This window comes from Nocardioides secundeburneus, from assembly GCF_039939255.1.
GTDB lineage: Bacteria > Actinomycetota > Actinomycetes > Propionibacteriales > Nocardioidaceae > Nocardioides.
The window spans coordinates 231,261-255,286 of record NZ_JBDUUE010000002.1 but is presented as its reverse complement, the minus strand read 5'-3'; the positions used below and the strand labels follow the sequence as shown (position 1 = coordinate 255,286).

Below are 24,026 nucleotides of genomic sequence, written 5' to 3'. Positions count from 1 at the left end.
AGGCGCCAGCTCCAGTGTGGCCTACTCTGCCCGATCCGGCGTCACCTCGGCGGGCGAGCGTCACCGGAACCTTCCGGCCTGTCGAGCCTGCGGGTCACCCGGTCTGCGCGACCCACGACGGCAGCGCTTCGGAGACCAGCCGGACCACGGGCCACGCGCCCCGGGTCGTGTTGCCGAGCACCGTCGCCGTCAGGGCGGACCCGGGGACGTGCGTGGTCCGGAACGAGACGCCGGCGTCGCTCCCCATCAGGGCGACGGCGTCCTGGCTCGGATGTCTCCAGAACCCGAGCCCGTAGCCCCAGGCCGACCCGGGCACCTCGGTCCGGTGGCCGACCACGAGCTCGACCGACGACGGCGACACGATGCGACCAGCGAACAGCGCCCGCCAGAACCGGTGCAGGTCGGTGGCCGTCGTGAACGCCCCGCCGTCGCCGCTGCCCCAGACGGGCAGGTGCAGCGTGTTGACCCGGTCGCCGGTCGCGTGGAGGTAGCCCGTCGCGACCCCGGCCGGGAGCTCGTCCATGCGGTGATAGCCGGAGTCGCGCATCTCCGCCGGGTCGAGCACGAGCCGCCGGACGACGTCGGGGAACGCCTCGCCCGTCACGCGCTCGACGACGATCGCCAGGACGACGTAGCCGGAGTTGCAGTAGGAGAAGCGCTCCCCCGGGGCGAACTTCTGCGGGAGGCCCTCGAGCATCGGCAGGTACGCCTCCGACGTCGTCAACGTGTGGGTCGGCGCCGTCATGAGGTGGTCGTCGAGGTCGACGTCGTCGTCCTCGTCGAGGTAGTCGCCGATGCCCGAGGTGTGCGCCAGCAGGTGCTCGATCGTCACCGCGTCGTCGACGAGCGGGAGGTCGTCGCCCAGGACGGCGCGCACCGGCTGGTCGAGCGCGAGCACGCCCGCCTCGACGAGCCCGGTCACGGTCAACGCGGTGAACCCCTTGGCACCGCTCGCCGTCCCGAAGGCGGTGGCAGGGGTGGTGGGCACGCGGTGCGCCCGGTGGGCCCACCCGGAGGCGTGCTCGAGGACCCGCTGCTCGCCGACGTCGACCGTGACGACGCCGGAGAAGCCGCTCTCGGCCACTACGGCGTCCAGACCTGCGAGGCTCACCGTCATGGGGACACCCTCACCGGAGCGACCTCGGCCGGCCAGTCTTTTTCCGGGGTCGGCGCGGCCGAGCTCGGGCCGCTAGACGTTGAAGCGGAACTCCACGACGTCACCGTCGGCCATCACGTAGTCCTTGCCCTCCATGCGCACCCGGCCGGCCTCGCGGGCCTTGAGCAGCGAGCCGTGCTCGACGAGGTCGTCGAAGGAGACGATCTCGGCCTTGATGAAGCCCTTCTGGAAGTCGGTGTGGATGACGCCGGCGGCCTCGGGGGCGGTGGCGCCCTTCCTGATGGTCCAGGCCCGGGTCTCCTTGGGGCCGGCGGTCAGGTAGGTCTGCAGGCCGAGGGTGTCGAAGCCGACGCGGGCCAGCTGGTCGAGACCGGACTCGGTGATGCCCATCTCGGCCAGCATCTCGTGCGCCATGTCGTCGTCGTCCATCTCGGCGAGGTCGGCCTCGAACTTGGCGTCGAGGAAGATCGCCTCGGCGGGCGCGACGAGGGCCTGCATCGTGGCCTTGAGCTCGTCGTCGGCGAGCTCGTCGGCATCGCAGTTGAAGACGTAGATGAACGGCTTGGCGGTGAGCAGCGACAGCTCGCGCAGCAGGGAGCGGTCGATCGAGGTCGCGATGATCGGCGTCCCGGCCTCGAGGGCCTCCTTGGCCTCCTGCGCGGCGGCGAGGTTCGCGGCGAGCTCCTTGACCTTGCGCGCCTCCTTCTCCAGCCGGACGACGGCCTTCTCGACCGTCTCGAGGTCGGCCAGGATCAGCTCGGTCTGGATGGTGGAGATGTCGTTGCCGGGGTTGACCTCGCCGTCGACGTGGGTCACGTCCTCGTCGCGGAAGACGCGCGTGACCTGGCAGATCGCAGCCGACTCGCGGATGTGCGCGAGGAACTTGTTGCCCAGGCCCTCACCCTGCGAGGCACCGCGCACGATGCCGGCGATGTCGACGAACTCGACCGTGGCGGGCAGCTGCTTGGCCGAGTCGTAGATCTCGGCCAGCTTCGGCAGACGCTCGTCGGGCACGCCGACGACGCCGACGTTGGGCTCGATGGTCGCGAACGGGTAGTTCGCCGCGAGGACGTCGTTCTTGGTCAGGGCGTTGAAGAGGGTCGACTTGCCGGCGTTGGGCAGGCCGACGATCCCGATGGTGAGTGCCACGGGCCGCCACTCTACGGCGCGGGTGCCGGACCCGGAGAGTCGGAGCGAGGGACACGGACGCCCGGCCTCGCTTACCCTGTCGATGGGGCGGTGGGCCCTGCATGGCATCAGGGGACGCGATGACGGCACACGAGCTCGAGCGAGCGGTCGCCGACGGCGACCCCGCAGCCGTGCTCGCGGCCGTCGCCGACCGCACCGACACCGACCTGCTGCCCGGCGAGCTCGGCTTGGTCGAGCGTGCCGCCCGGGTCGTCGCCCCCGACGGCGGACCGCTGCCCGTCGCCCTCGCCTGGCGGCTGGGCTACGCCCGGCACCAGGCCGGTCACTTCGCCGACGCACTGGTCGCCTACGAGCGCGCGTTCGTGGCCGAGGGCGAGCAGGTCGACCCCGGCGACCACGCCCACCTGCTCGCCAGCCGGGCGTCGTCGCTGTGGGCCACCGGCGACGCCGAGACGAGCCGCCAGGCCGCCGACGAGGCCCTCGAGGCCGCCCGGGCCTCCGGCGACGACCTCGCCCTCGCCGCCGCCTGGGTGAGCCAGGCGCTGGTGTGCGTGCTCGAGGGCGACCTCGACGCCAACCTGGTCGCCTACGAGAAGGGCCTGGCGGCCGCCTTCCGGGGCGGCGACGTGCTCATGCAGGCCCGCATCCACAACAATCTCGGCTCGCGCTGCAACTCCGAGGGTCGCTACACCGAGGCCGTGGCCCACCTCGACCAGGCCATCGCGCTGGCCGAGTCCGTCTCCGCCCCGCCCCCGGTGCGCGCGCTCGCACTCATCACCCGCTCCGACTCGCTGCTCGGCCTCGGCCGCGTCGACGAGTGCCTGGCCGAGCTGCACCTCGCCCGCGCGCTCACCCGTACCTCCGAGAGCCCGCTGCTCGGCCTGGCGATCGTCGGCATCGGCGACGCCAACCGCGTCTGCGGCAACGCCACCCAGGCCGGCCTGGCCTACCGCGAGGCGCTCGTGATCGCCGAGCGCACCGGCAACGCGCAGATCGCCGTGCCCGCCCTGTCGGGGCTCGCCCGCGCGCTCGTGGTCGACGACGTCGACGAGGCACAGGGTCTCGTGAAACGTGCGCTCGACCAGCCGGCCGCGGTCGGCCAGGTCGACCCCATGCTCGCCGCGGGCTGGGTGTGCCTGGCCACCGGCGACCGCGAGAGCGCCGGCGAGTTCTCGCGGCTCGCCGTCCGCGAGGCCGGACGTCGCCACGACTCCCGCGGGCTCGCCGAGGCGCTCGAGCTCCAGTCGCTGCTGCTCTCCGGGGCGCGAGCGGTCGACCTGCTCGACGAGGCCGGCACGCTGTGGCGCAGCACCTCCAACGCGATCGGCCTGGCCACCAACCAGGTGCTGCGGGCCCGGGTCGTCGGCGACTCCGTCGCCGAGCAGGCCGCCCGACGTCGGTTGCGCGCGCTCGGCGTCCGCGACGACGCCACCCGCATCGCCGGCCCCCTGCAGGCGCTCGGGCAGGCCGACCGGGCGCGCGTCAGCATCCGCACGCTCGGCGCGTTCGCGGTCCTGTGCGACGGCGAGCCGGTGCCGGCGTCGGCGTGGCAGTCGCGCAAGTCGCGCGACGCACTCAAGATCCTGGCCGGACGTCGGGGGCGGCCGATCACCCGCGAGGCCCTCACCGAGCACCTGTGGCCCGACTCGCCCGGCAGCGGCAACCGCCTCTCGGTGGTCCTCTCGACGCTGCGCAGCGTGCTCGACCCCGACAAGGCCCAGGCCTCCGACCACTACCTGTGTGCCGACCGCGAGGCCGTGCGCCTCGACACCGAGCACGTCGAGGTCGACGCCGCCGTCTTCACCCAGACCGCCACCAGCGCGCTCAAGGCGCTGCGCACGACGTCCCGTGTCGCCGGGCCCGAGAGCGACGTGGTCGAGGAGCTCGAGCGCGCGGCGGCCATGTACACCGGGCACTTCCTCGAGGACGACCCCTACAGCGACTTCACCGTCGACGTCCGCGACGAGCTGCTCTCGCTGGCGCTCGAGGTCAAGCGCGAGCTGGCCCTCGCGCTGCTCGAGCGCGGCGAGAACCACCGCGCGATCCCGTGGCTCGTCGGGCTGATCGTCGACGACCCCTACGACGAGCCCTCGCACCACCACCTCATCGCCACCCTCCACCAGGCCCGTCGCCACGGCGAGGCCCGGCGGGCCTACCGCGGCTACGCCGCGCGCATGAAGGAGATCGGCACCCCGGCCCTGCCGCTCGAGGAGCTGCTGGCCCCGGGGTGAGCGACGGGTGACCGTAGGCTGACCGGGTGCGGATCGCCACCTGGAACGTCAACTCCCTCCGTGCCCGCATCGACCGCGTCGAGGCCTTTCTCGAGCGTCACGACGTCGACGTGCTCGCCGTCCAGGAGACGAAGGCGCGCGACGACCAGCTGCCGCTGATGGGCCTGCAGTCGCGTGGGTACGACGTCGCCGCGGCCGGCTACAGCCAGTGGAACGGGGTGGCGATCATCAGCCGGGTCGGGCTCGACGACGTCGAGGTCGGCTTCGCCGACATGCCCACCTGGGGCGAGCCCGCGGCCGCCGAGGCGCGCGCCATCGGGGCCACCTGCGGCGGTGTGCGGGTGTGGTCGCTCTACGTGCCCAACGGCCGCAAGGTCGGCGACCCGCACTACGCCTACAAGCTCGACTGGCTGGCCCGCCTGCGCGACGCCGCCCAGGGCTGGACGGCGACGCCGACCGCGCTGGTCGGCGACTGGAACATCGCACCGCACGACGACGACGTCTACGACATCGCCGCCTACGCCGACTCGACCCACGTCACCCCGCCCGAGCGGGCCGCGTTCACCGCCGTGCTCGACGCCGGCTACACCGACGTCACCCGGCCCTTCACGCCCGGGCCGGGCGTCTTCACCTACTGGGACTACTACCGGCAGCGCTTCGAGCGCAACCGCGGCATGCGCATCGACTTCGTGCTCGGCTCGGCGCCCTTCGCCGAGCAGGTGACCGGTGCGTTCATCGACCGCGACGAGCGAGCCGGCACCGGCGCCTCCGACCACGCCCCGATCGTCGTCGACGTCGACCTCTGAGTCGGGCGTGGTCCTTTCCGCGCGATCGCTCGATCACGACCGCTGCTAGCCGGCGTGCCATGCGCGAGCCCGCTCGGGCCATCGAGCACCGGCGCGCCGCGAGGGCGTCTCGGTGCGCGGCGAGGGTGCGCGGAGCGAGGTACGAGCGGAGCGTGCGCTCGGCGTGTGCCGAGACGGCCTCTTCAGGCGGCGCGCCACGCGCGAAGCGGAGCGAGCGCCATCGGAATGGCGCGCCGCGAGGGCGTCTCGGTGCGCGTCGAGGGTGCGCGGAGCGAGGAACGAGCGGAGCGTGCGCTCGGCGTGTGCCGAGACGCCCTCTCAAAAGCGGCGCGCCACGCGCGAAGCGGAGCGAGCGCCATGCAACACAGCGCCATCAAACACAGCGCCATCAATTCTGTCGGTGGTGGGTGGCAGGGTCCCCGGCATGTCACCGACCACCCTGCTCGCGCTGCTGCTAGGCCTCGTGGTCGGCGCGACCGTCGGTGCGGCCCTCGGCTACGCCCGGGGCGTGCTGCGCTCCCGCGAGGTGGCAACCCCACCGGTCGACGACCGACTGGCCGGCGCGCTCGACGGCCAGGCCGTCGTCCGTGAGAGCCTCGAGCGGCTGCACGACCAGCTCCGCGACCTCGAGCAGGGCCGGGTCGCCTGGCAGGGCCAGCTGCACCAGCAGGTGCTCGACATGCGCTCCACCACCGAGCTGCTCGGTCGTGAGACCCGGTCGCTGTCCACAGCGCTGCGGCGGCCCCAGGTGCGCGGACGCTGGGGCGAGCTCCACCTGCGGCGGGCGGTCGAGCTGGCCGGCATGGTCGAGCGTTGCGACTTCTCCGAGCAGGTCCGCCTCGACGACGGCGACCGGCGGCCCGACCTCGTCGTCCACCTCACCGGGGGCCGGTCGGTCGTCGTCGACGCCAAGGTGCCGCTCGACGCCTACCTCGACGCCACCGCAAGCGACGACGACGAGGCCCGCGACCACCACCTGGCCCGCCATGCCCGCCAGCTGCGCAGCCACGTCGACCAGCTGGCCGGCAAGGGCTACTGGCGCTCGCTGCCCGAGTCTCCCGAGTTCGTGGTGCTGTTCGTGCCGGCCGAGTCGTTCCTCTCCGCCGCGCTCGACGCCGACCCCGGCCTGCTCGAGCACGCGGCCGGGCGTGAGGTGGTGCTGGCGACCCCCACCACCCTCATCGCGCTCCTGCGCACCGTGAGCCACGGCTGGCGCCACGAGGCCCTGACCGCGCGTGCCGACGAGGTGCACCGGCTCGGGCGCGAGCTGCACACGCGGCTCGCGACGTTCGGCGGCCACCTCGACAGCGTCGGGCGCTCGCTCAACGCCGCCGTCGGGCACTACAACAGCGCGGTCGGCTCGCTCGAGTCGCGGGTGCTGGTCCAGGCCCGGCGCTTCGACGAGCTCGGCGTGGTCGCGGCCGCCACCCCGCCGCTCGAGACCCCGCGCCCGGTGCACCTGCGCGCCGTCGACCGCACCCTCGACCGCACCCCCGACCGCTCCGAGGGCCCGGGGCCGGCCGACGACACACCGCCCGCCCTTCGGCGCGCCGACCTCGCTGCGCCGCCGGAGCGTCGTACGTTGGATCCGTGAGCCTGCCCGGCACCCGCACCGTGTGGGAGGAAGGTCACGAGCCCGGCCGCGAGGTGGCCTCGCTCGGGATCGCGCTCGCCCTCACGGCGGCGGCGATCGACATCCTGCTCACCGGCGAGGTCGGCTGGTTGTTCGACCTCGGCTTCCTCGCCCTCTGCGCCGCCCTGGCCCTCGTCGTGCGACCGCGCGACGCCTTCACCGTCGGCGTGCTCCCGCCGTTGCTCATGCTGGCCACGTTCCTGCTGCTGGCGATGTCGCGCGCCGACTCGATCGCCGAGGCCGACGACGGCGTCGTCCAGGCTGTCGTGTCCGGCCTGTCGCACCACAGCGCGGCGCTGGTGGTCGGCTACCTCATCGCCCTCGGCGTGTTGGCGGTGCGTCACCGCATCCGCGAGATCCGGGCGTTCGACGACGAGCTCGACCCCGACCTCAGCCGAAACGATCCGGGTCCCCGGCTCCCCGTCTGATCACCTCGGGCGTGCCGCTCGACCAGTCGACCACCGTCGTCGGCTCCGAGCTGGTCTCGCCCGCCTCGACAACGAGGTCGACCGCGTGGTCGAGGTCCTCCTTGATCTCCCAGCCGAGCGTGCGCACCTCGTCCTCGCCGGGCAGGATCAGCGAGCTGCTCAGCAGCGGTTCGCCGAGCTCCTCGAGCAGCAGCTGCACCAGCGCGTGGTCGGGGATCCGGACGCCGACCGTGCGCTTCTTGGGGTGCATGAGTCGCTTGGGCACCTCGGGCATCGCAGGGAGGATGAAGGTGTACGGCCCGGGCGTCGCCGACCGGATCGCGCGGAACGCCGAGTTGTCGACGTGCACCATCTGGCCGAGCTGGCTGAAGTCCTTGCACACGAGCGTGAAGTGGTGCCGGTCGTCGAGGCCGCGGATCTTCAGGATCCGGTCACGCCCGTCGCGGTTGCCGATCCGCGAGCCGAGGGCGTAGCCGGAGTCGGTCGGGTAGGCGATGAGGGCGTCGTCGCGCAGGGCGTCGACCACCTGGCGCACGAGGCGGGGCTGGGGATTGTCCGGGTGGATGTCGACGAACCGTGCCATGCCTCGATCCTGCCACTCGCGGCGCGGTGGTGCGCCACCCGTAATACTTCGACACGATGTAAAGGTTTGACTCCGGAGAATTCGACGCTCCGTCTAGATATAACCCCTTCGGGTGAGAGCCCAGAGGCCGCCGGTGCAGACCATGGACGTGGAGAGGGCCGCCGATCGCGGCCACCGGCACACAGAGCGGAGACGACGATGACCATGAGTGGAGCAGACGAGGGTCTGCAGCGCGAGGTGCTCGACTGGAGCGACCTCGGCTCCAAGATGTGGCAGTTCCTGACCGGCCGCCAGGCCGCTATCCACTACCGGTTCGACGACGTCCGCATCGAGGTGCCGCGCGACATCGGCGAGCAGGCTCCCCGGGCGGTGTGGAAGATCGACGGCACGGTCACCGTCACCACCACCGACGCCGTGAGCTGAGCGACCGGCCATGCCCACCCTCGTCGACGCCGACCTGAGCTTCGCCCTCGAGACCGACGGTGAGGTCGCGGCCTCCGGCCGGCTCACCGGCACCGGCAACCGGCTGAGGCTCGACGTGGCCGACGCCGGGATGTTCGCTGGGCCGGATGACGCCCACGTCGTTCGCTCGCTCGCGCGCGCCCTGGCCGCTCGGGGCATCGTCGTCGAGGTGCACTCCGGCGACGTCCACCTCATCACCATGGGCGCCGTCCGCGCGCCGTGGTGGCAGCGCCGGGTCACCCGCACGCGGCGCATCCGGCTGCGCAGCGTCCGCGGGGCCTGGACCTCGGCACGCTCGCGCGCGACCGGCCAGGCCTCGGTGCTGCCCGCCCGCGAGGTCCTCCCACCGACGACCCTGTGGCCCCTGTTCCCCACGTTCCTGCGTCGTGGCCCCCGACGCCCGGCCACGACCCACGACCCCGCCCGCGGCGGGTCCCCGCGCCTGACCCTGGCCAAGGACCACCTGTGGCCCGGCGAGCGCCCGCCGGTCTACTGGCTGGTCCGGTCCGAGACGGTCATCGGCTCCGACCCCGCGTGCGACATCGTCCTGCCCGGCCTGGCGGCCCGCCACGCCGTCGTGCGGCACGACGACGACGACGAGTTCAGCGTCGAGCAGTGGACCGAGCCGACGCGTCTGCACGGCGCCGTCGTCGAGGGGCGACCCCGCCTGCGCACCGGCGCCCGTCTCGAGGTCGGCGAGCACGTGCTCGTCTTCTCCCGCGAGGAGTTCGCCGACCACGGGCGGCCCCACGGCGGCCGGATCGGCGGCGAGCTGGGCCACCAGCTCCCCCAGGCCGACACCCGGAAACGATGAGGCGCACCGCGCCCGTCGAGCCGGTCGACCAGACGGCCCCGCCGCTCACCGGGTCGGTGCTGATGAGCCAGCAGTGGCGCGACCTGACCTTCCTGCACTGGGCGGTCAGCCCCGACCGGGTGGCCCACCTCATGCCGCCGCACGTCGCCCCCGACGTCACCGACGACGGCCTCACCTACGTCGGGCTCATCCCGTTCCGGATGGTCGACGCCGGCCCGGGTCGGCACCGACCCGTCCCGTGGCTGGGCTCGTTCTGCGAGACCAACGTGCGCCTGTACTCCGTCGACCGGGCCGGACGCCGCGGGGTCGTGTTCGTCAGCCTCGACTGCGAGCGGCTCATGGTCGTGGCCGGGGCGAGGGCCTGCTTCGCGGTCCCCTACCGCTGGGCGCGGATGACGCACGTCCGCACCACGGGGCCGGCCGCGGCGTCGTCCGGCCCGGCGGGCGAGCACCACACCTACCGCTCCCGGGTGCTCGGGCGCTCGGGCCTCGGGCGTCCCTCGACCGAGGTGTCGATCCGCGTCGAGTCGCCGCGCACCCCGACCGAGCTCGACCTGTTCGTCTCGGCCCGCTGGCGCCTGCACACCCATCTCCTCGGCCGCACCCTCGAGGTGCCCAACGAGCACGAGCCGTGGCCGCTGCACGACGCCGAGGTCCTGCACCTGCGCGCCGGCCTGCTCGAGGAGACCGGCTTCGCCGACCTGGCCGGGCGTCGTCCCGACCACGTGGCGTTCAGCCCGGGGGTCCACACCTCGTTCGGCTGGCCGCGGGCCGCCGGCCACCCCCGGACCGGGTGAGCCGGCGCCTCGACGCCGATCGATCGCCTCTCGCCCCGCGTGCATTTGCCCAGCCGACACCCAGGTGATGCACAGTGGGGTCGGGGACGTCCGCGACTACCACTGTCCCAGCGGATGCCCTGAGGAGGAACCACGTGCCCCACCCCCACGACGAGACGACGGACGGCGAGCTCGGCGCGCGCCGGTCGGTGGCCTACGTGCTCCCGGTCTACAACGAGGCCGAGGGCATCGAGACGTTCCACACCGCGCTCGTCGAGGCCACCGGGGCGCGCACCGACCTCGACTTCGAGTTCGTCTACGTCGACGACGGCAGCGCCGACGACTCGCTCGACCGGCTGCTGAAGCTCCGCGGCGACGACGACCGGGTCACCGTGCTCAGCTTCTCGCGCAACTTCGGTCACCAGGTCGCCGTCACGGCCGGCCTCGACGCCTGCACGACCGCCGACGCGGTGATCGTCATGGACACCGACCTCCAGGACCCGCCGCGGGTCAGCATCGAGATGCTCGACCTGTGGGACCGGGGCGTCGACGTCGTCTTCGCCCAGCGTCGGAGCCGGCAGGACTCCCGTTTCAAGCGGGCCACGGCGTTCGGCTTCTACTGGGTGCTCGACCGCATGGCCGACATCGAGATCCCTCGCAACGTCGGCGACTTCCGTCTCATGGACCGCAAGGTCGTGGCCGAGGTGACGCGCTACCGCGAGCAGGACCGGTTCCTGCGCGGCATCGTGGCCCACGTCGGGTTCCGGCAGGAGGCCCTGCTGTTCGACCGCGATCCTCGCTTCGCCGGCGAGACCGGCTACCCGTTGCGCAAGATGCTCCGGTTCGCGACCAGCGGCCTCATCGGCTTCTCGACGGCGCCGCTGCGCTGGATCTCGCGGCTGGGCTTCGCGATCTCGGCGTTCTCGGTGCTGCTCGCCGTCTACGTGCTCGGCGTCCGCATCTTCTCGCCGGAGAACTCGGTGCCCGGCTGGGCGTTCCTCGGTGTCGGCATGTTCCTGCTCAGCGGGCTGCAGCTGATCATGATGGGCGTCATCGGCACCTACCTCGGTCGCGTCTACGTCGAGGCCCAGGACCGACCGCTCTACTCCCTCGCGCTCAGCGCCCGCGGCTCGCGCGACGTCGACGGCGGCCGGCGCTGAGGCCGCTGCTGTCGCCCACCGTCGTCCGGTTCGCCGGGGTGGGCGTGGTCAACACCCTGCTCGACGTCGGGCTGTTCCTGCTGCTGCACGAGCCGCTGGGCATCGTGCTGGCCAACTTCGTCTCGACCAGCGCCGGCATGACGTTCAGCTTCGTCGTCAACGGCCTGTTCACGTTCCGGGCCGACCGCCTCACGCTGCGGCACGCGGTGCTGTTCCTCGCCACGACCGGCACCGTGATGTGGGTGCTGCAGCCCGTCGTGATCTCGCTGCTGCTCGAGGTGGTCGAGCCGATCGTGGTGGTGAAGGTGCTCGCGATCGCCGTCTCGTTCGTGGCGAACTTCGCCGCCTACAAGTTCGTGGTGTGGCCGGCGACGTCCGCCGAGCGCGAGTCGGCGGTCTAGGAGGACGTCAGGCGCGGCCGGCGGCCTTGAGGTCGCGGCGCAGCTCCTTGGGGAGCGCGAAGATCAGCGACTCCTCGGCCGTGTGCACCGCACGGGCGTCGGGGTAGCCGCGCTCGGACAGGAAGGCGAGCACGCCCTCGACCAGCGACTCGGGCACCGATGCCCCCGAGGTCACCGAGACGGTGTCGACACCGTCGAGCCAGGCCTCGTCGAGCTCGGAGACGTCGTCGATGCGGTAAGCGGCCTTGGCCCCGGCGTCGAGGGCGACGTCGACCAGGCGGACCGAGTTGGAGGAGTTGGCCGAGCCGACCACGATCACCAGGTCGGCGCTGGTGGAGATCTCCTTGATCGCCAGCTGCCGGTTCTGGGTGGCATAGCAGATGTCGTCGCTCGGCGGGTCGATGAGCAGCGGGAACCGCTCGCGGATGGCGGCGACGGTGGCCAGCGTCTCGTCGACCGACAGCGTCGTCTGCGACAGCCAGGCGACCCGGGCGGGGTCGCGGACGACGATGCCGGGCACGTCGTCGGGGCTCTCGACGAGCTGGATGTGGTCGGGTGCCTCACCCGCAGTGCCCTCGACCTCCTCGTGACCGGCGTGCCCGATGAGCAGGATGTCGTAGTCCTCGGCGGCGAACCGCTTGGCCTCGTGGTGCACCTTGGTGACCAGCGGGCACGTGGCGTCGATGGTCTTGAGGTCGCGCTCGGCCGACTCGCGGTGCACCTCGGGCGAGACGCCGTGGGCGGAGAAGACGACGGTGGCGCCGACCGGCACCTCCTCGATCTCCTCGACGAAGATCGCTCCTCGCGACTCGAGGTCGGCGACGACGTGCTTGTTGTGCACGATCTGCTTGCGCACGTAGACCGGCGCACCGTAGAGGTCGAGCGCCTTCTCGACGGTGATGACCGCGCGGTCGACGCCGGCGCAGTAGCCACGGGGCGCGGCGAGCAGGACGGCACGCTCGGCCTCCTCGGGAGAGAGGACCGCTGGCATGCCGACGTCGGTGGTCATGACCCCGAGTCTACGGAACGACGTCGATCGGGACGGATTCGCGATCGCCGTCAGTCGTCACGTTCGTAGACGGCGATCATCAATGCGGCGGAACCGCCCTCGACCACCTGGAGGGAGGCCTCCTCGCCCGGCCCGAGCAGGCCCTGCTGCTCGCTGCGGGAGCCGGCGTAGCGCCAGTGGTCCGCGAGGCCGATGCGGTGAAGGACCTCTGCCTGGCGATCCCTCCCGTCGACGTAGACGACTTCCTCGCCGGTGGCGATGGTGGTCACGAACCGAGCGCCCCCGTCACTCGGCGCCCGGTACTCCACCTTGGTCGAGCTCCCGCCGTCGACGGTCTCGGCAAGCACCCAGCGATGTCCGTCGGCCTCCAGCTCGGGACTGGCGCCGTTGGCCGGCTCACGGTCGGCCAGCGCGTACATCGCAACGCCGAGCCGGAAGCCGGGGTCGTCGACGACCTCGCCGGACCAGGTCGTGACCCGGTAGGTGATCGAGACGGCGTCTCCAGGGGTCGTCGTCCGCGACGACGCCGCCAGCACCAAGGGGGTCGGCGCCGTGGTCGCGTCGACCGGCAGGGACCCGGAGCAGTCGAGCGGCTCGAAGGGCACCTCGCCCTGGCCGAGCGGGTCGCGCTGGAGGACCAGCTCCTCGCTGTCGTCGTCGTCCCGGTCGGGGCCGCCGCTGCACACGAGGTGCACGCGGACGGCGTTGGTGGTCGCCGTCGCGTCGAGGGTCACCTCGGCCGGGCCACCGTCGACGAACTCCGCGGCGAGCAGCTCGGCCCCGGCGACGTCCTGCCGGAAGGTCGAGCCGTCGAGGCTGACCCCGTCGGGGGTCTCGTCGCCGAGCTCGTACACCGCGAGGGCCGGACGGCCCTCGGCCACGGTCGCGCTGACCGGCCCGGACGTGCCGGCGGGCACCAGGGTCCAGTTGGTGAAGTCGGGGTCGTCGTGGGTGAGGGTCCGTCCGTCGACCTTCACCACGACGCGGTCGTCGTCGCCCGACGTCCCCCAGCTGATCAGGCGGTCGCGCGAAGACCCCTCCAACGTCGCGTCGACCCGGCCCTCGTCGCCGCGCCGCTCACCCTCGAGGCCGCCGGCGTAGTGGTAGGTGAAGCCGAGCGCGGTCAGCGTCTCGGGCACGTCGACGCCGACCAGGTCGGCCGGGCCGGCGTTGCCGCGGCCGTCCGGCGCGACGACGACCGCCACGCCCGCCGCGGCGACCAGCGACGCGACGACCCCGGCGGCGACGCCCCGCCGACGGCGTCGGGTCGCGCGGGCTCGCTCATGGACGGCGCGGCGACGGCCGACGTGGTCGTCGGGGCCGGCGAGAGCCTCGTCGGCGTGGTGCTGCAGGGTGCGACGCAGGTCGTCGATGCCGTTCATCGGGCCTCTCCCTCGGTCGTCGTCGGCTCGTGGGTCTCGAGCGCGGGGTCGATGCGCAGCTTGGCGAGCGCCTTGCTGGCCTGGCTCTTCACCGTGCCGACGCTGCAACCCATCAGCTCGGCGGTCTGCGCCTCGGTGAGGTCCTCGACGTAGCGGAGCACGACGACGGCCCGCTGCCGACGCGGCAGCCTGCCCATCGCCTCCCAGAGGTCGTGGCCGGCGTCGACGGCGTCGGTGCGGTCGCCGACGCCGCTCTCGGGCAGGTGCTCGGTGGCGTCCTCGCCGTTCCACCGGCGCCGCCACCAGGACGTGTAGGTGTTGAGGAGGATCTTGCGGACGTAGGCCTCCGGGTTGCCGTGCGTGCGCCCCCACGCGAACCACGCCTTGGTGAGGGCGGTCTGGAGCAGGTCCTCGGCCAGGTGGTGGTCCCGCGTCAGCAGGTAGGCCGTGCGCAGCAGAGCGCCCGACCGAGCGGCGACGAACTCGTCGAAGTCGACGCGGCCGACGTCGGCGGCCGGCGCGGGCTCGAGCGCGGAGGAGGCGGGCATACCGGGTCTACGCCCTGAGTCCCGCAGATGGTTGCCCGGCCCGGCGTCGCGGTCGGTCAGGCTCATGGCGGGAGCGTAGACGCGCGAGACCCCGCCGCCACAGGGGCGACGGGGTCTCGACGTGCGGTGCGGTGGGGCTCAGGCCTTCGGCTCGTCCTCGGTGGACTCGCCCTCGGTCTCCTCGACCGTCTCGGTCTCCTCGGCGGCGGGCGCCTCGGTCTCGAGGGTCTCGGTGGCCTCGGCCTCGGTGTCGACGTCGGCCTCGGTCTCCTCGACCTCGGTCTCGTCGACGGGTGCCGGGGCCGCGGCCGCGGGGGCCTTCTTGGCCGAGGCCGGCTTCGGCGCGTAGGCCTCGGTCACGAGCTCGATGACCGCCATGGGGGCGTTGTCGCCCTTGCGGGGGCCGATCTTGGTGATCCGGGTGTAGCCACCCGGACGCTCGGCGAACGTCGGCGCGATGTCGACGAACAGCGTGTGGACGACGCCCTTGTCGCGCACGGTCTTGAGGACCTCGCGACGCTGGTGGAGCGGGTTCTCGCCCTTGTGCGCCTTGACCGCCTTGGTGATGAGCTTCTCGGCGTGGGGCCGCAGGGTGCGGGCCTTGGCCTCGGTGGTCGTGATCCGGCCGTGCTCGAAGAGCTGGGTGGCCAGGTTGGACAGGATGAGGCGCTGGTGCGCCGGGCTGCCGCCGAGGCGGGCGCCCTTCTTCGGAGCGGGCATCGTGCCTTCTCGATTCTCCCGGGCCGTGCGAGGTACCCGGGTTAGAGGTGGTGGTGCGGGATGGGGGTCGTGCAGGTGCGAGCCGGCCCGAGGGATCCGAACAGAGCCGCCACGAAGACGGAACCGAAGGTCAGGCCAACTGCCGCGCGGCAGCGCGGCGGGCCCGCGTGGCGGCGCCGTGCCCAACCCGACCCTCCAGGTTGAGCAGCGGCGCCGACACGCGAAGGGCCCGACGCGCTCGCGCCATAGGGCTCAGTACTGCTCGTCCTCGACGAACGCGTCGTCGTCGTCGTCGCCGTAGGCCGCGAGAGCGGCGTGCGGGTCGAAGCCGGGCGCGCTGTCCTTGAGGGACAGGCCCATCTCGACCAGCTTGGCCTTGACCTCGTCGATCGACTTCGCGCCGAAGTTGCGGATGTCGAGGAGGTCCTGCTCCGAGCGGCTGATGAGCTCACCCACGGTGTGGATGCCCTCGCGCTTGAGGCAGTTGTAGGAGCGGACGGTGAGCTGGAGGTCCTCGACCGGCAGGGCGAGGTCGGCGGCGAGCTGCTCGTCGACGGGCGACGGGCCGATGTCGATGCCCTCGGCCTCGACGTTGAGCTCACGGGCGAGGCCGAAGAGCTCGACCAGCGTCTTGCCGGCCGACGCGATGGCGTCGCGGGGCAGGATGGACGGCTTGGTCTCGACGTCGATGACGAGCTTGTCGAAGTCGGTGCGCTGCTCGACTCGGGTGGCCTCGACCTTGTAGGTCACCTTCAGGACGGGGCTGTAGATCGAGTCGACCGGCATGCGGCCGATCTCGTTGTCGTTGCCCTTGTTCTGGACGGCCGAGACGTAGCCGCGGCCACGCTCGACGACCAGCTCCATCTCCAGCTTGCCCTTGTCGGACAGCGTGGCGATCTTCAGGTCGGGGTTGTGGACCTCGACACCGGCCGGGGGCGCGATGTCGGCGGCCGTGACGTCACCGGCACCGGACTTGCGCAGGTACATGGTGACGGGCTCGTCGTGCTCGGAGGAGACGACGAGGCCCTTGAGGTTGAGGATGATCTCGGTGACGTCTTCCTTGACGCCCTCGATGGTCGAGAACTCGTGGAGGACGGTGTCGACCTTGATGCTCGTGACCGAGGCACCGGGGATCGACGACAGGAGGGTGCGGCGCAGCGAGTTGCCGAGCGTGTAGCCGAAGCCGGGCTCGAGGGGCTCGATGACGAACCGGCTGCGGAAGTCGCCGACGGTCTCTTCCGACAAGGTGGGGCGCTGTGCGATGAGCACTGGTTCAGTTCCTTCCCGGGCCGACCGCTATATGAGGGCCCAGATCTGCAGGTGGTGGAAGGGGTGGAGCGGGGTGAGGGCCGGGGGCTCGCGCCCCCGACCGGATCACTTCTTGGAGTAGAACTCCACGATCAGCTGCTCCTGGATCGGCATGTCGATCTGCGCACGCACCGGGACGGAGTGCACGAGGATGCGCATCCGCTCGGGGAGCACCTGCAGCCAGGCGGGGACGATGCGCTCGCCGTGGGTCTCGCGCGCGACGATGAGCGGGGTCATCTCGAGCGACTTCTCGCGCACGTCGATGATGTCGTACTGCGTGACCTGGAACGAGGGGATGTCGACCTTGCGCCCGTTGACCAGGAAGTGGCCGTGGACGACGAGCTGACGGGCGTGACGGCGCGTGCGGGCGAAGCCGGCGCGGTAGATCACGTTGTCGAGGCGGCACTCGAGCAGCTGCAGCAGGTTGTCACCGGTCTTGCCGGTGCGCCGGGCGGCCTCGACGTAGTAGTTGAAGAACTGGCGCTCCATCACGCCGTAGGTGAAGCGGGCCTTCTGCTTCTCCTGCAGCTGCGTACGGTACTCGCTCTCCTTGATCCGCGCGCGGCCGTGCTGTCCGGGCGGGTAGGGGCGCTTCTCGAAGGCGGCGTCGCCGCCGACCAGGTCGACACCGAGACGGCGCGACTTGCGGGTCATGGGACCGGTGTAGCGGGCCATGGTTCAGTCTCCTCTTCTGTCTCGGGTCAGACGCGCCGGCGCTTGGGCGGGCGGCAGCCGTTGTGCGGGGCGGGCGTGACGTCCTGGATGGTGCCGACCTCGAGGCCGATCGCACCCAGGGAACGGATCGCGGTCTCGCGGCCCGAGCCCGGGCCCTTGACGAAGACGTCGATCTTCTTCATGCCGTGCTCCATCGCACGACGACCGGCGGCCTCGGCGGCCATCTGGGCGGCGTACGGCGTGGACTTGCGCGAGCCCTTGAAGCCGACGGTGCCGGCGGAGGCCCACGAGATCACGGCCCCGGTGGGGTCGGTGATCGTGACGATGGTGTTGTTGAACGTGCTCTTGATGTGGGCTTCGCCCTGAGCGATGTTCTTCTTCTCCTTGCGGCGGACCTTCTTGGCGCCGGCCGCACGAGCCTTGGGAGGCATCGGTTATCTCCTTGCTGAGCTGGTCTGAGGGTGAGGAAGGCAGTGCATCCGTGACGCGCGAGCGCGTCGGGTCACTTGGCCTTCTTCTTGCCGGCGACGGTGCGCTTCGGACCCTTGCGGGTGCGGGCGTTGGTCTTGGTGCGCTGACCGCGGACCGGCAGGCCCATGCGGTGACGGCGACCCTGGTAGCTGCCGATCTCGATCTTGCGACGGATGTCGGCCTGGACCTCGCGGCGGAGGTCACCCTCGACCTTGAACTCGAGGCGCTCCACCTCGTCGCGGAGCTTGACCAGCTCGTCGTCACCGAGCTGGTGGACCCGCATGTTGGGGTCGACGCCGGTGATCTCGAGGAGCTGCTGGGAACGGGTACGGCCGATGCCGTAGATGTAGGTGAGCGCGATCTCGATGCGCTTGTCGCGCGGGAGGTCGACGCCGAGGAGGCGTGCCATGTCTGGCCTTTCGATTGCGGCAGAGGTTTCGTCCGCGATGCGTCCCGGTGTGCTGCTCGGGCTCCGGCCTTCTGCTCCGGAGGTGCTTCGGCGCCTCGTGAGGCCCTAGCGATCGCGTTGTGTGGTGTTCAGTTGTGGTGCGGGTGATCTCGCAGGATCAGCCCTGACGCTGCTTGTGACGCGGGTTCTCGCAGATGACCATGACGCGTCCGTGGCGACGGATCACCTTGCACTTGTCACAGATCGGCTTGACGCTCGGGTTGACCTTCATGTCAGCCCTCTCTCTACTCGGCTGGCGGTTACTTGTACCGGTAGACGATCCGACCCCGGGTGAGGTCGTACGGCGAGAGCTCGACCACCACGCGGTCCTCGGGGAGGATCCGGATGTAGTGCTGACGCATCTTGCCGCTGATGTGCGCGAGAACCTTGTGGCCGTTGCTGAGCTCGACCCGGAACATCGCGTTGGGGAGGGCCTCCACGACGGTGCCCTCCATCTCGATCACGCCTTCTTTCTTCGGCATGTCCTCACTTCTGATCGTTGGTTTCTTACCGGGTGGCCCGGGAACCTGACCCGCGGGTGCGGGCCTGGACCTCATGCAGTCGTTGCGTAGCCTCTTCCCAGGCACGGCGCTGGGCGCCCACCCGCGCGTGCGGACGGAGTGCTCAGCGGCGTGGTCCCGGGCAGCCGCGAGGCGTCACGAAACAGACCCATGTTGGGCCGACACACCAGTTTAGGGTCCGGCGGTCGCCAAAGCCCAATCGCCGGGTCAGGCGAGCAGGCGCAGGGTGTCCTCGCGGGCCGGCGAGGTGGCCGGCTCGGTGCCCACGTGGGCACCGGCGACCGGGTTGAGCATGACCTCGTCGACACCGAACGACGACGCGAGCTCCTCCAGACGGGCGCGGGCGGCGTCCGGCGCGCCGATGACCCAGCGCTCGGCCATGGCGTCGACCAGCTGCTGCTCGTCGGCGCGCAGCTCGCGCTTCTCGGCCTCCTCGACCAGCTCCTGGGCGTGCAGCGGCCGGCCGCTGCGCAGGGCGAGCATGGTGAGCAGCTGTGGCAGCGCGCGCCGACGTGCCTCCTCGTCGGACTCGGCGACCGAGGCGTTGACGGTGAGGAACGTGCGCGGCGCCTCGAGCAGGTCGGAGGGCTGGAAGCGCGAGCGGTAGAGCTCGATCGCCTCGCGGGTGCCCTGGCCGGAGAAGTGGTGGGCGAAGACGTAGGGCAGGCCCTTCTCGGCCGCGAGGCGGGCCGAGTAGTCGCTGCTGCCGAGCAGCCACGGGGTCGGGACGCCGATCGCGCTCGGGGTGGCGTTGAGCGTGTGCGTGCGCCCCTGCACGCGGACGCCGACACCGGCGGTGTCCATCATCGCGAGCAGGTCGTCGACGTACTCGGGAAAGCGGGTGACGTTCTCGTCGCTGACGCCGCCGGCGCCGTGGCGCAGCGCCCACGCGGTGACCTGGTCGGTACCGGGCGCGCGGCCGATGCCGAGGTCGATGCGGTCGGGGTAGGTGGCCTCGAGGAGCGCGAACTGCTCGGCCACCACCAGCGGGGCGTGGTTGGGCAGCATCATGCCGCCGCTGCCGACCCGGATGCGCTCGGTGGCGCCGGCGATCATCGCGATCAGCACGGGCGGGTTGGTGGCCGCGACCGCCGGCATGTTGTGGTGCTCGGCGACCCAGTAGCGCTCGTAGCCGAGACCGTCGGCGACGCGGGCGACGTCGAGCGAGGCGCGGACGGCGTCGCCCGTGGTCTGGTCGGAGCGGACGGGCACGAGGTCGAGCACGGAGAGCGTGGTCATCACGACGAGAACGCCACCGTGAGCGACGACATTCCCGACCCTGCCCCCGGCTCCGGAGGCAGGACGGCCGCCCCCACCGGGCGGTGGGGGCGGCCGTCGGGGCGGGCTGTGTCAGCTCACGGGGTGGGGGCGACGTAGTCGCTCGAGTCGCCGGAGATGACGACGTAGAACGCCTTGCGGTTGCCCGTGTCGGCGTTGCCCGACGTCACGCTGCCGTCGCTCAGGCGCGGGCTGACGACGAAGCTGGTGGCGTTCTGGGCGTTGGTCGGCGCGCAGTTGGTGGGGATCGGGACGCCGGTGTTGCCGGGGAAGTTGCAGCGGCTCACGCTGATCTCGCCCGAGAACTCGGCGTTGGCGTCGGGGCCCGTGGCGCGACCGTTGGTGTTGGCGTTGCCGTCCTGGTCGATCGTGTTCTGCAGCACGACCGTCGCGACGATGGCGTTGTTCGACAGGTCCTCGTTGGCGTTCAGGTACACGTTGCCGGCCGCACGCATGGAGTTGTCGGGAGCCGGCGGGACCGCCGTGTTGGGCAGCGTCGGGTAGGCCGCGGCGACGGTGAACCCGCCGGACTGCGCCAGGATCGTGCCGTCGCGTCCGACGTAGGCCCAGCGGCCGGTGCCGTCCGCGCCGTCCGCGCCGTCCGCGCCGTCCGCGCCTGGAGCGCCGGGAGCACCGGGAGCACCGGGAGCACCCGCCGGTCCCTGCGGGCCCCGCGGACCCTTCTTGTTGACGAGGTCGCGCAGGTTCTCCGCGAGGTCGACCTGCCGGATCGCGCCGTCCTTGATCTTGGGGGAGGTCACAGCGCCGTTGCGGAGGTCGCCGGTACCGATGGTGGCGGCGGCGTAGGAGGTGCCGCCCAGGGCCACGACGAGGGCGAGGGTGGAGACGATCATCGGACCGCTGGGTCGCTTGCCGGTCAGACGGGTGGGCATTCGGAGCATGGAGGTAGACCCTTCATCGATGTGACGCGGCCCACGTCCGGGTCGCGTGATCCCTTATCCGGTGCCACGTCGGCCGCGGATTGCCCGGGTGTACGGATGTCTGGACCAGGTCGTTGAAGGGACGCGGAAGAAAAACGTCGAGGCCCGACGCCGGGGGCGTCGGGCCTGTCGGTGGCAGGTGCTGGATTCGAACCAGCGTAGGCTGTGCCGGCTGATTTACAGTCAGCTCCCTTTGGCCGCTCGGGCAACCTGCCGGGTGCGTGCCGCCCGTGTGACACGGTCGGCGACGAGGGACGACAATAGCGCAGCACTCCCCCGACCCGGGAATCGAAAGGACCACACAACCCCATGGCCGACTCGTCGTTCGACATCGTCAGCAAGCTCGACCGCCAGGAGGTCGACAACGCGCTGGGCCAGACGGCCCGCGAGGTCGCCACCCGCTTCGACTTCAAGGGCACGGGCGCCACGATCGCGTGGCAGGGCGAGCAGGCGATCGAGATCACCGCCTCCGCCGACGACCGCGCCACCGCCGTGCTCGACGTCTTCAAGGACAAGCTGATCAAGCGCCAGCAGAGCCTGAAGATCCTCGACGCCTCCGAGCCACGCCCCTCGGGTCAGCAGTCCAAGATCGGCATCGTGCTCAAGGAGGGCATCACCTCCGAGGACGCCAAGAAGATCTCCAAGCTCATCCGCGACGAGGGCCCGAAGGGCGTCAAGGCGCAGATCCAGGGCGACGAGCTGCGGGTGTCGTCGAAGAAGCGCGACGACCTCCAGGCCGTCCAGGCCCTCGTGAAGGCCCAGGACTACGACTTCGCCGTCCAGTTCACCAACTACCGGTAGACGGGCGACGATCGTCGGCCCGACACGTCAGCGGCGTCCCAGGCGCAGCGGCCCGTCGGTGACGACGCCGGCGATCGGCACCGCGTCGCCGCCGTCGGGCCGGGTCAGGTAGGCCGTGGTGCCGGCGGTGACGACGAGCCCGCCGTCGCTGCTCCAGCTCGGGTAGGTGCTGTTGCGGGCGGCGATGCGCTGGTCGCTGCCGTCGGCACCGATCGTGTAGACCGTGCCGCGGAAGTCGCTGAAGGCGATCAGGTCGCCGTCCGGCGACCACGCCGGGAACGACGGGATCTTGTCGCCGCGCAGCGCGGTCGGCAGCTTGCGCAGGCCGGACCCGTCGACGCCGACCACCCACAGCGACTGGTCCGACGAGCGCCGGAACACGAGGCGCTGTCCGTCGGGCGAGAAGTCCAGCTCGAAGGCGTCGTCGCCGAACGCCTCGCGGCGGCCGCTCCCGTCGGGCGCCACGACGTAGATGCCGCCGGTGTTGTTGGTGTAGGCCACGAGCCGGCCGTCGGGGGCAATGGCAGCGTCGCGCGCCGAGCCGACCGTGATGTCGGTGATGACGCGTCGGTTGCCGCCCTGCGGGCTGACGACGACGACCTGCGAGCCGCGCTCGACCGAGGTCGTGTCGACGTAGACGATCAGGCGCCCGTCGGCGGTGACGTCGGGCGAGTCGCCGACGCCGACGACGCGCTCGTCGCCGGCCGGCGAGAGCGAGACGATGTCGGCGACGTTGAGCGACCCACCGGGCTGGACCCGCTTGAACACCTTCTGGTCACCGGCCACCGACGGCGTCGTGCCGTCGCCGACGAAGAGGGTGACAGTGTCCCCCGGGGCCAGCTCGGTGCCGGGCGACGGCTGGACGGCGAGCACCTTGCCGGCGTCGGCCGGCACGCTCGCCCGCGGCTCGGTGACCACGACCAGGTCGTCGGCCTCGAGGCGCGACGTCGCGACCGCGACCTGCGTGCCGTGGACGTCGTGCACGACCACCGGCGCCACGACGTCATCGGTCGTGTCGTCGATCGGCCCCTCGCCGGTGGGCCCGTCGGCGGTGGTCGCGGGGGTCCCGCCCGCCACGGCCGTGGGCTCGTCGCGCCAGCCGAGCGGGTCGACGACGACGGCCGAGGCCGTGGCGACCACCAGAACGGCCGCCGGCGGCGCGGCGTGCGGGGCGATGGTCACGTCCTGACCGGTCTGGCCGCCCGCGCCGACGTCCGGCAGCACGGTGGGCGCTCCGAACGGGGGCGCCGACGGCGGCGCGGGTGGGCGCGGCCCGAGCGGCGCGGCCGTGGGGGTCGGGACCGCCGGGCCCGGCCCCCACGGCGCGCTCACCCCCGCCGGGGTGGCGTGCTCGATCACCTCGGCGGCCGCGCGGCGGGCGTGGCCCTCGGCGGCCGCGAGCCGACGGACGCGGTCGAACAGCTCGCGCGAGGTCGGTCGGTCGGCGGGCTCCTTGGCCATGGCGGCGACGACGACGGCCCGCAGGTCGACGTCGAGGGTGTCGAGCCGGGGCGGCTCGTGCAGGATCCGGTGCATCACCGCCGGGATGCTGGCCGCCGTCCCGAACGGCGGCTCGCCGCTCGCGGCGTAGGCGACGACGCCGCCCCAGGCGAACACGTCGGCGGCGGCCGTGGCCCGGTCGCCGTTGATCTGCTCGGGGGCCATGTAGGCCGGGGTGCCGATCACCTGGCCGGTGAGCGTGTGCGCGGTGGCGTCGGCGGCGCTGGCCACGCCGAAGTCGATGACGCGGGGGCCGGCGTCGGAGAGCAGCACGTTGGCCGGCTTGAGGTCGCGGTGGACGACGCCGGCCTCGTGGATGGCGGTGAGCGCGGCGGCCGCGCCGACCGCGAGGGCCATGAGCCGCTCGTCGTCGAACGGCCCCGAGCGGACGACGTCGTCGAGCAGGCTCGGTCCGTCGACGTACTCGGTGACCAGGTAGGGCACGTCGCCGTCGAGTTCGGCGTCGAGCACGGCCGCGGTGCAGAACCGCGGCACCTGGCGCGCGGCGGCGACCTCGCGGCGGAACCGGACCAGGAACTCGGCGTTGGACGCGAAGGCCCGGTGGATCGCCTTGACCGCGACGTGGCGCCCGACGGGGTCGACGGCGAGGTAGACGACGCCCATGCCGCCCTCGCCGACGCGGCCGAGCAGCCGGTAGGGCCCGAGCGCCTCGGGGTCGACCGGTCCGAGCGGCAGGACCTCGCGGGACATCTCGCGGGACATCGGGGTGACCTCCGGGCGTCAGGGGGACGGCGACCGCTGGGGCGCCTACTCTGCCCTACGACGCGCGCCGGCCCCGTGCGGATCCCCGTGCGGATCCCGGGTCGCGACGGGCCCGACCACCGCGTGGCCGGGCCCGTCGCG

At 72.0% G+C, this 24,026-nt stretch carries 26 protein-coding genes and 1 tRNA gene; 10 read left to right on the top strand and 17 right to left on the bottom strand.

What is annotated here, in order from left to right; translation table 11 throughout:
• Positions 1-94: 94 nt before the first annotated feature.
• A complete protein-coding gene (locus tag ABFT23_RS06160; protein ID WP_347893336.1) occupies positions 95-1,117 on the bottom strand; it encodes a serine hydrolase domain-containing protein in 1,023 nt (340 codons plus the stop codon).
• 72 nt (positions 1,118-1,189) lie between these two features.
• Positions 1,190-2,266: a redox-regulated ATPase YchF gene (gene ychF, locus ABFT23_RS06155; protein WP_347893335.1), complete on the bottom strand. Its 1,077-nt coding sequence runs from the start codon at positions 2,264-2,266 to the stop codon at positions 1,190-1,192.
• 119 nt (positions 2,267-2,385) lie between these two features.
• Here ychF and ABFT23_RS06150 point away from each other — a divergent pair, with 119 nt between their 5' ends.
• The 4 genes from ABFT23_RS06150 to ABFT23_RS06135 all read left to right on the top strand — a co-directional run bounded on the left by ABFT23_RS06150 (position 2,386) and on the right by ABFT23_RS06135 (position 7,364).
• Entirely contained in the window at positions 2,386-4,497 is a 2,112-nt protein-coding gene (locus ABFT23_RS06150; protein WP_347893334.1) for a BTAD domain-containing putative transcriptional regulator, read from the top strand.
• Between the two features lie 26 nt (positions 4,498-4,523).
• Positions 4,524-5,303, top strand: coding sequence for an exodeoxyribonuclease III (locus tag ABFT23_RS06145; RefSeq protein ID WP_347893333.1), 780 nt, complete (start codon positions 4,524-4,526; stop codon positions 5,301-5,303).
• Between the two features lie 424 nt (positions 5,304-5,727).
• Complete coding sequence (locus ABFT23_RS06140) at positions 5,728-6,897, top strand: DNA recombination protein RmuC (RefSeq protein WP_347893332.1); 1,170 nt, start codon at positions 5,728-5,730, stop codon at positions 6,895-6,897.
• On the top strand, positions 6,894-7,364 hold the full coding sequence (locus ABFT23_RS06135; RefSeq protein WP_347893331.1) for a DUF6542 domain-containing protein: 471 nt from the start codon (positions 6,894-6,896) through the stop codon (positions 7,362-7,364). Before ABFT23_RS06140 ends, ABFT23_RS06135 begins: the two co-directional genes overlap by 4 nt.
• Here ABFT23_RS06135 and ABFT23_RS06130 read toward each other — a convergent pair.
• Positions 7,327-7,947 (bottom strand): L-threonylcarbamoyladenylate synthase, encoded by a 621-nt coding sequence (locus ABFT23_RS06130; protein WP_347893330.1) that lies wholly within the window; start codon positions 7,945-7,947, stop codon positions 7,327-7,329. The genes ABFT23_RS06135 and ABFT23_RS06130 overlap by 38 nt on opposite strands.
• Before the next feature lie 204 nt (positions 7,948-8,151).
• Between ABFT23_RS06130 and ABFT23_RS06125 the strand changes: the two genes are divergently transcribed.
• The 5 genes from ABFT23_RS06125 (at position 8,152) to ABFT23_RS06105 (ending at position 11,560) form a co-directional block, all read left to right on the top strand.
• Complete coding sequence (locus tag ABFT23_RS06125) at positions 8,152-8,370, top strand: hypothetical protein (RefSeq protein WP_347893329.1); 219 nt, start codon at positions 8,152-8,154, stop codon at positions 8,368-8,370.
• 10 nt (positions 8,371-8,380) lie between these two features.
• Positions 8,381-9,223 (top strand): FHA domain-containing protein, encoded by an 843-nt coding sequence (locus tag ABFT23_RS06120; RefSeq protein ID WP_347893328.1) that lies wholly within the window; start codon positions 8,381-8,383, stop codon positions 9,221-9,223.
• Positions 9,220-10,020, top strand: a complete 801-nt coding sequence (locus ABFT23_RS06115; protein ID WP_347893327.1) for a YqjF family protein — start codon at positions 9,220-9,222, stop codon at positions 10,018-10,020. Before ABFT23_RS06120 ends, ABFT23_RS06115 begins: the two co-directional genes overlap by 4 nt.
• 134 nt (positions 10,021-10,154) lie before the next feature.
• A complete protein-coding gene (locus ABFT23_RS06110; protein WP_347893326.1) occupies positions 10,155-11,159 on the top strand; it encodes a glycosyltransferase family 2 protein in 1,005 nt (334 codons plus the stop codon).
• Positions 11,160-11,197: 38 nt separating this feature from the next.
• Entirely contained in the window at positions 11,198-11,560 is a 363-nt protein-coding gene (locus ABFT23_RS06105) for a GtrA family protein (protein ID WP_347893325.1), read from the top strand.
• 7 nt (positions 11,561-11,567) lie between these two features.
• Here the strand turns inward: ABFT23_RS06105 and ABFT23_RS06100 are convergent, their stop codons facing one another.
• The 13 genes from ABFT23_RS06100 to ABFT23_RS06040 form a co-directional block, all read right to left on the bottom strand.
• Entirely contained in the window at positions 11,568-12,569 is a 1,002-nt protein-coding gene (locus ABFT23_RS06100) for a 4-hydroxy-3-methylbut-2-enyl diphosphate reductase (protein WP_347893324.1), read from the bottom strand.
• Positions 12,570-12,619: 50 nt separating this feature from the next.
• Positions 12,620-13,951 carry a hypothetical protein gene (locus tag ABFT23_RS06095; RefSeq protein WP_347893323.1) on the bottom strand — a complete coding sequence of 444 codons (1,332 nt, stop codon included), beginning with the start codon at positions 13,949-13,951 and terminating at the stop codon, positions 12,620-12,622.
• Complete coding sequence (locus ABFT23_RS06090; RefSeq protein ID WP_347893322.1) at positions 13,948-14,499, bottom strand: SigE family RNA polymerase sigma factor; 552 nt, start codon at positions 14,497-14,499, stop codon at positions 13,948-13,950. Before ABFT23_RS06090 ends, ABFT23_RS06095 begins: the two co-directional genes overlap by 4 nt.
• A gap of 138 nt (positions 14,500-14,637) precedes the next feature.
• Positions 14,638-15,219 carry a 50S ribosomal protein L17 gene (gene rplQ, locus ABFT23_RS06085; protein WP_347893321.1) on the bottom strand — a complete coding sequence of 194 codons (582 nt, stop codon included), beginning with the start codon at positions 15,217-15,219 and terminating at the stop codon, positions 14,638-14,640.
• Between the two features lie 252 nt (positions 15,220-15,471).
• A complete protein-coding gene (locus tag ABFT23_RS06080; RefSeq protein WP_304801508.1) occupies positions 15,472-16,488 on the bottom strand; it encodes a DNA-directed RNA polymerase subunit alpha in 1,017 nt (338 codons plus the stop codon).
• A gap of 105 nt (positions 16,489-16,593) precedes the next feature.
• Positions 16,594-17,202 carry a 30S ribosomal protein S4 gene (rpsD, locus tag ABFT23_RS06075; RefSeq protein WP_347893320.1) on the bottom strand — a complete coding sequence of 203 codons (609 nt, stop codon included), beginning with the start codon at positions 17,200-17,202 and terminating at the stop codon, positions 16,594-16,596.
• 26 nt (positions 17,203-17,228) lie between these two features.
• Entirely contained in the window at positions 17,229-17,633 is a 405-nt protein-coding gene (gene rpsK / locus ABFT23_RS06070) for a 30S ribosomal protein S11 (RefSeq protein WP_140011397.1), read from the bottom strand.
• A gap of 71 nt (positions 17,634-17,704) precedes the next feature.
• Entirely contained in the window at positions 17,705-18,082 is a 378-nt protein-coding gene (rpsM, locus tag ABFT23_RS06065) for a 30S ribosomal protein S13 (RefSeq protein WP_347893319.1), read from the bottom strand.
• A 157-nt stretch (positions 18,083-18,239) separates the two neighbouring features.
• Complete coding sequence (gene rpmJ, locus ABFT23_RS06060; RefSeq protein WP_004008316.1) at positions 18,240-18,353, bottom strand: 50S ribosomal protein L36; 114 nt, start codon at positions 18,351-18,353, stop codon at positions 18,240-18,242.
• 28 nt (positions 18,354-18,381) lie between these two features.
• Positions 18,382-18,603 carry a translation initiation factor IF-1 gene (gene infA / locus ABFT23_RS06055; protein ID WP_232679687.1) on the bottom strand — a complete coding sequence of 74 codons (222 nt, stop codon included), beginning with the start codon at positions 18,601-18,603 and terminating at the stop codon, positions 18,382-18,384.
• Positions 18,604-18,849: 246 nt separating this feature from the next.
• Positions 18,850-19,881 carry an LLM class flavin-dependent oxidoreductase gene (locus ABFT23_RS06050; RefSeq protein WP_347893318.1) on the bottom strand — a complete coding sequence of 344 codons (1,032 nt, stop codon included), beginning with the start codon at positions 19,879-19,881 and terminating at the stop codon, positions 18,850-18,852.
• Positions 19,882-19,997: 116 nt separating this feature from the next.
• Complete coding sequence (locus ABFT23_RS06045) at positions 19,998-20,822, bottom strand: hypothetical protein (protein WP_347893317.1); 825 nt, start codon at positions 20,820-20,822, stop codon at positions 19,998-20,000.
• A 172-nt stretch (positions 20,823-20,994) separates the two neighbouring features.
• Positions 20,995-21,076: transfer RNA gene (locus ABFT23_RS06040), tRNA-Tyr, on the bottom strand.
• A gap of 94 nt (positions 21,077-21,170) precedes the next feature.
• Here ABFT23_RS06040 and ABFT23_RS06035 point away from each other — a divergent pair.
• Positions 21,171-21,662 (top strand): YajQ family cyclic di-GMP-binding protein, encoded by a 492-nt coding sequence (locus ABFT23_RS06035; RefSeq protein WP_347893316.1) that lies wholly within the window; start codon positions 21,171-21,173, stop codon positions 21,660-21,662.
• A 27-nt stretch (positions 21,663-21,689) separates the two neighbouring features.
• On the opposite strand, the gene ABFT23_RS06030 is transcribed toward ABFT23_RS06035, so the two are convergent.
• Positions 21,690-23,885, bottom strand: coding sequence for a protein kinase domain-containing protein (locus tag ABFT23_RS06030; protein WP_347893315.1), 2,196 nt, complete (start codon positions 23,883-23,885; stop codon positions 21,690-21,692).
• Between the last annotated feature and the right edge of the window lie 141 nt (positions 23,886-24,026).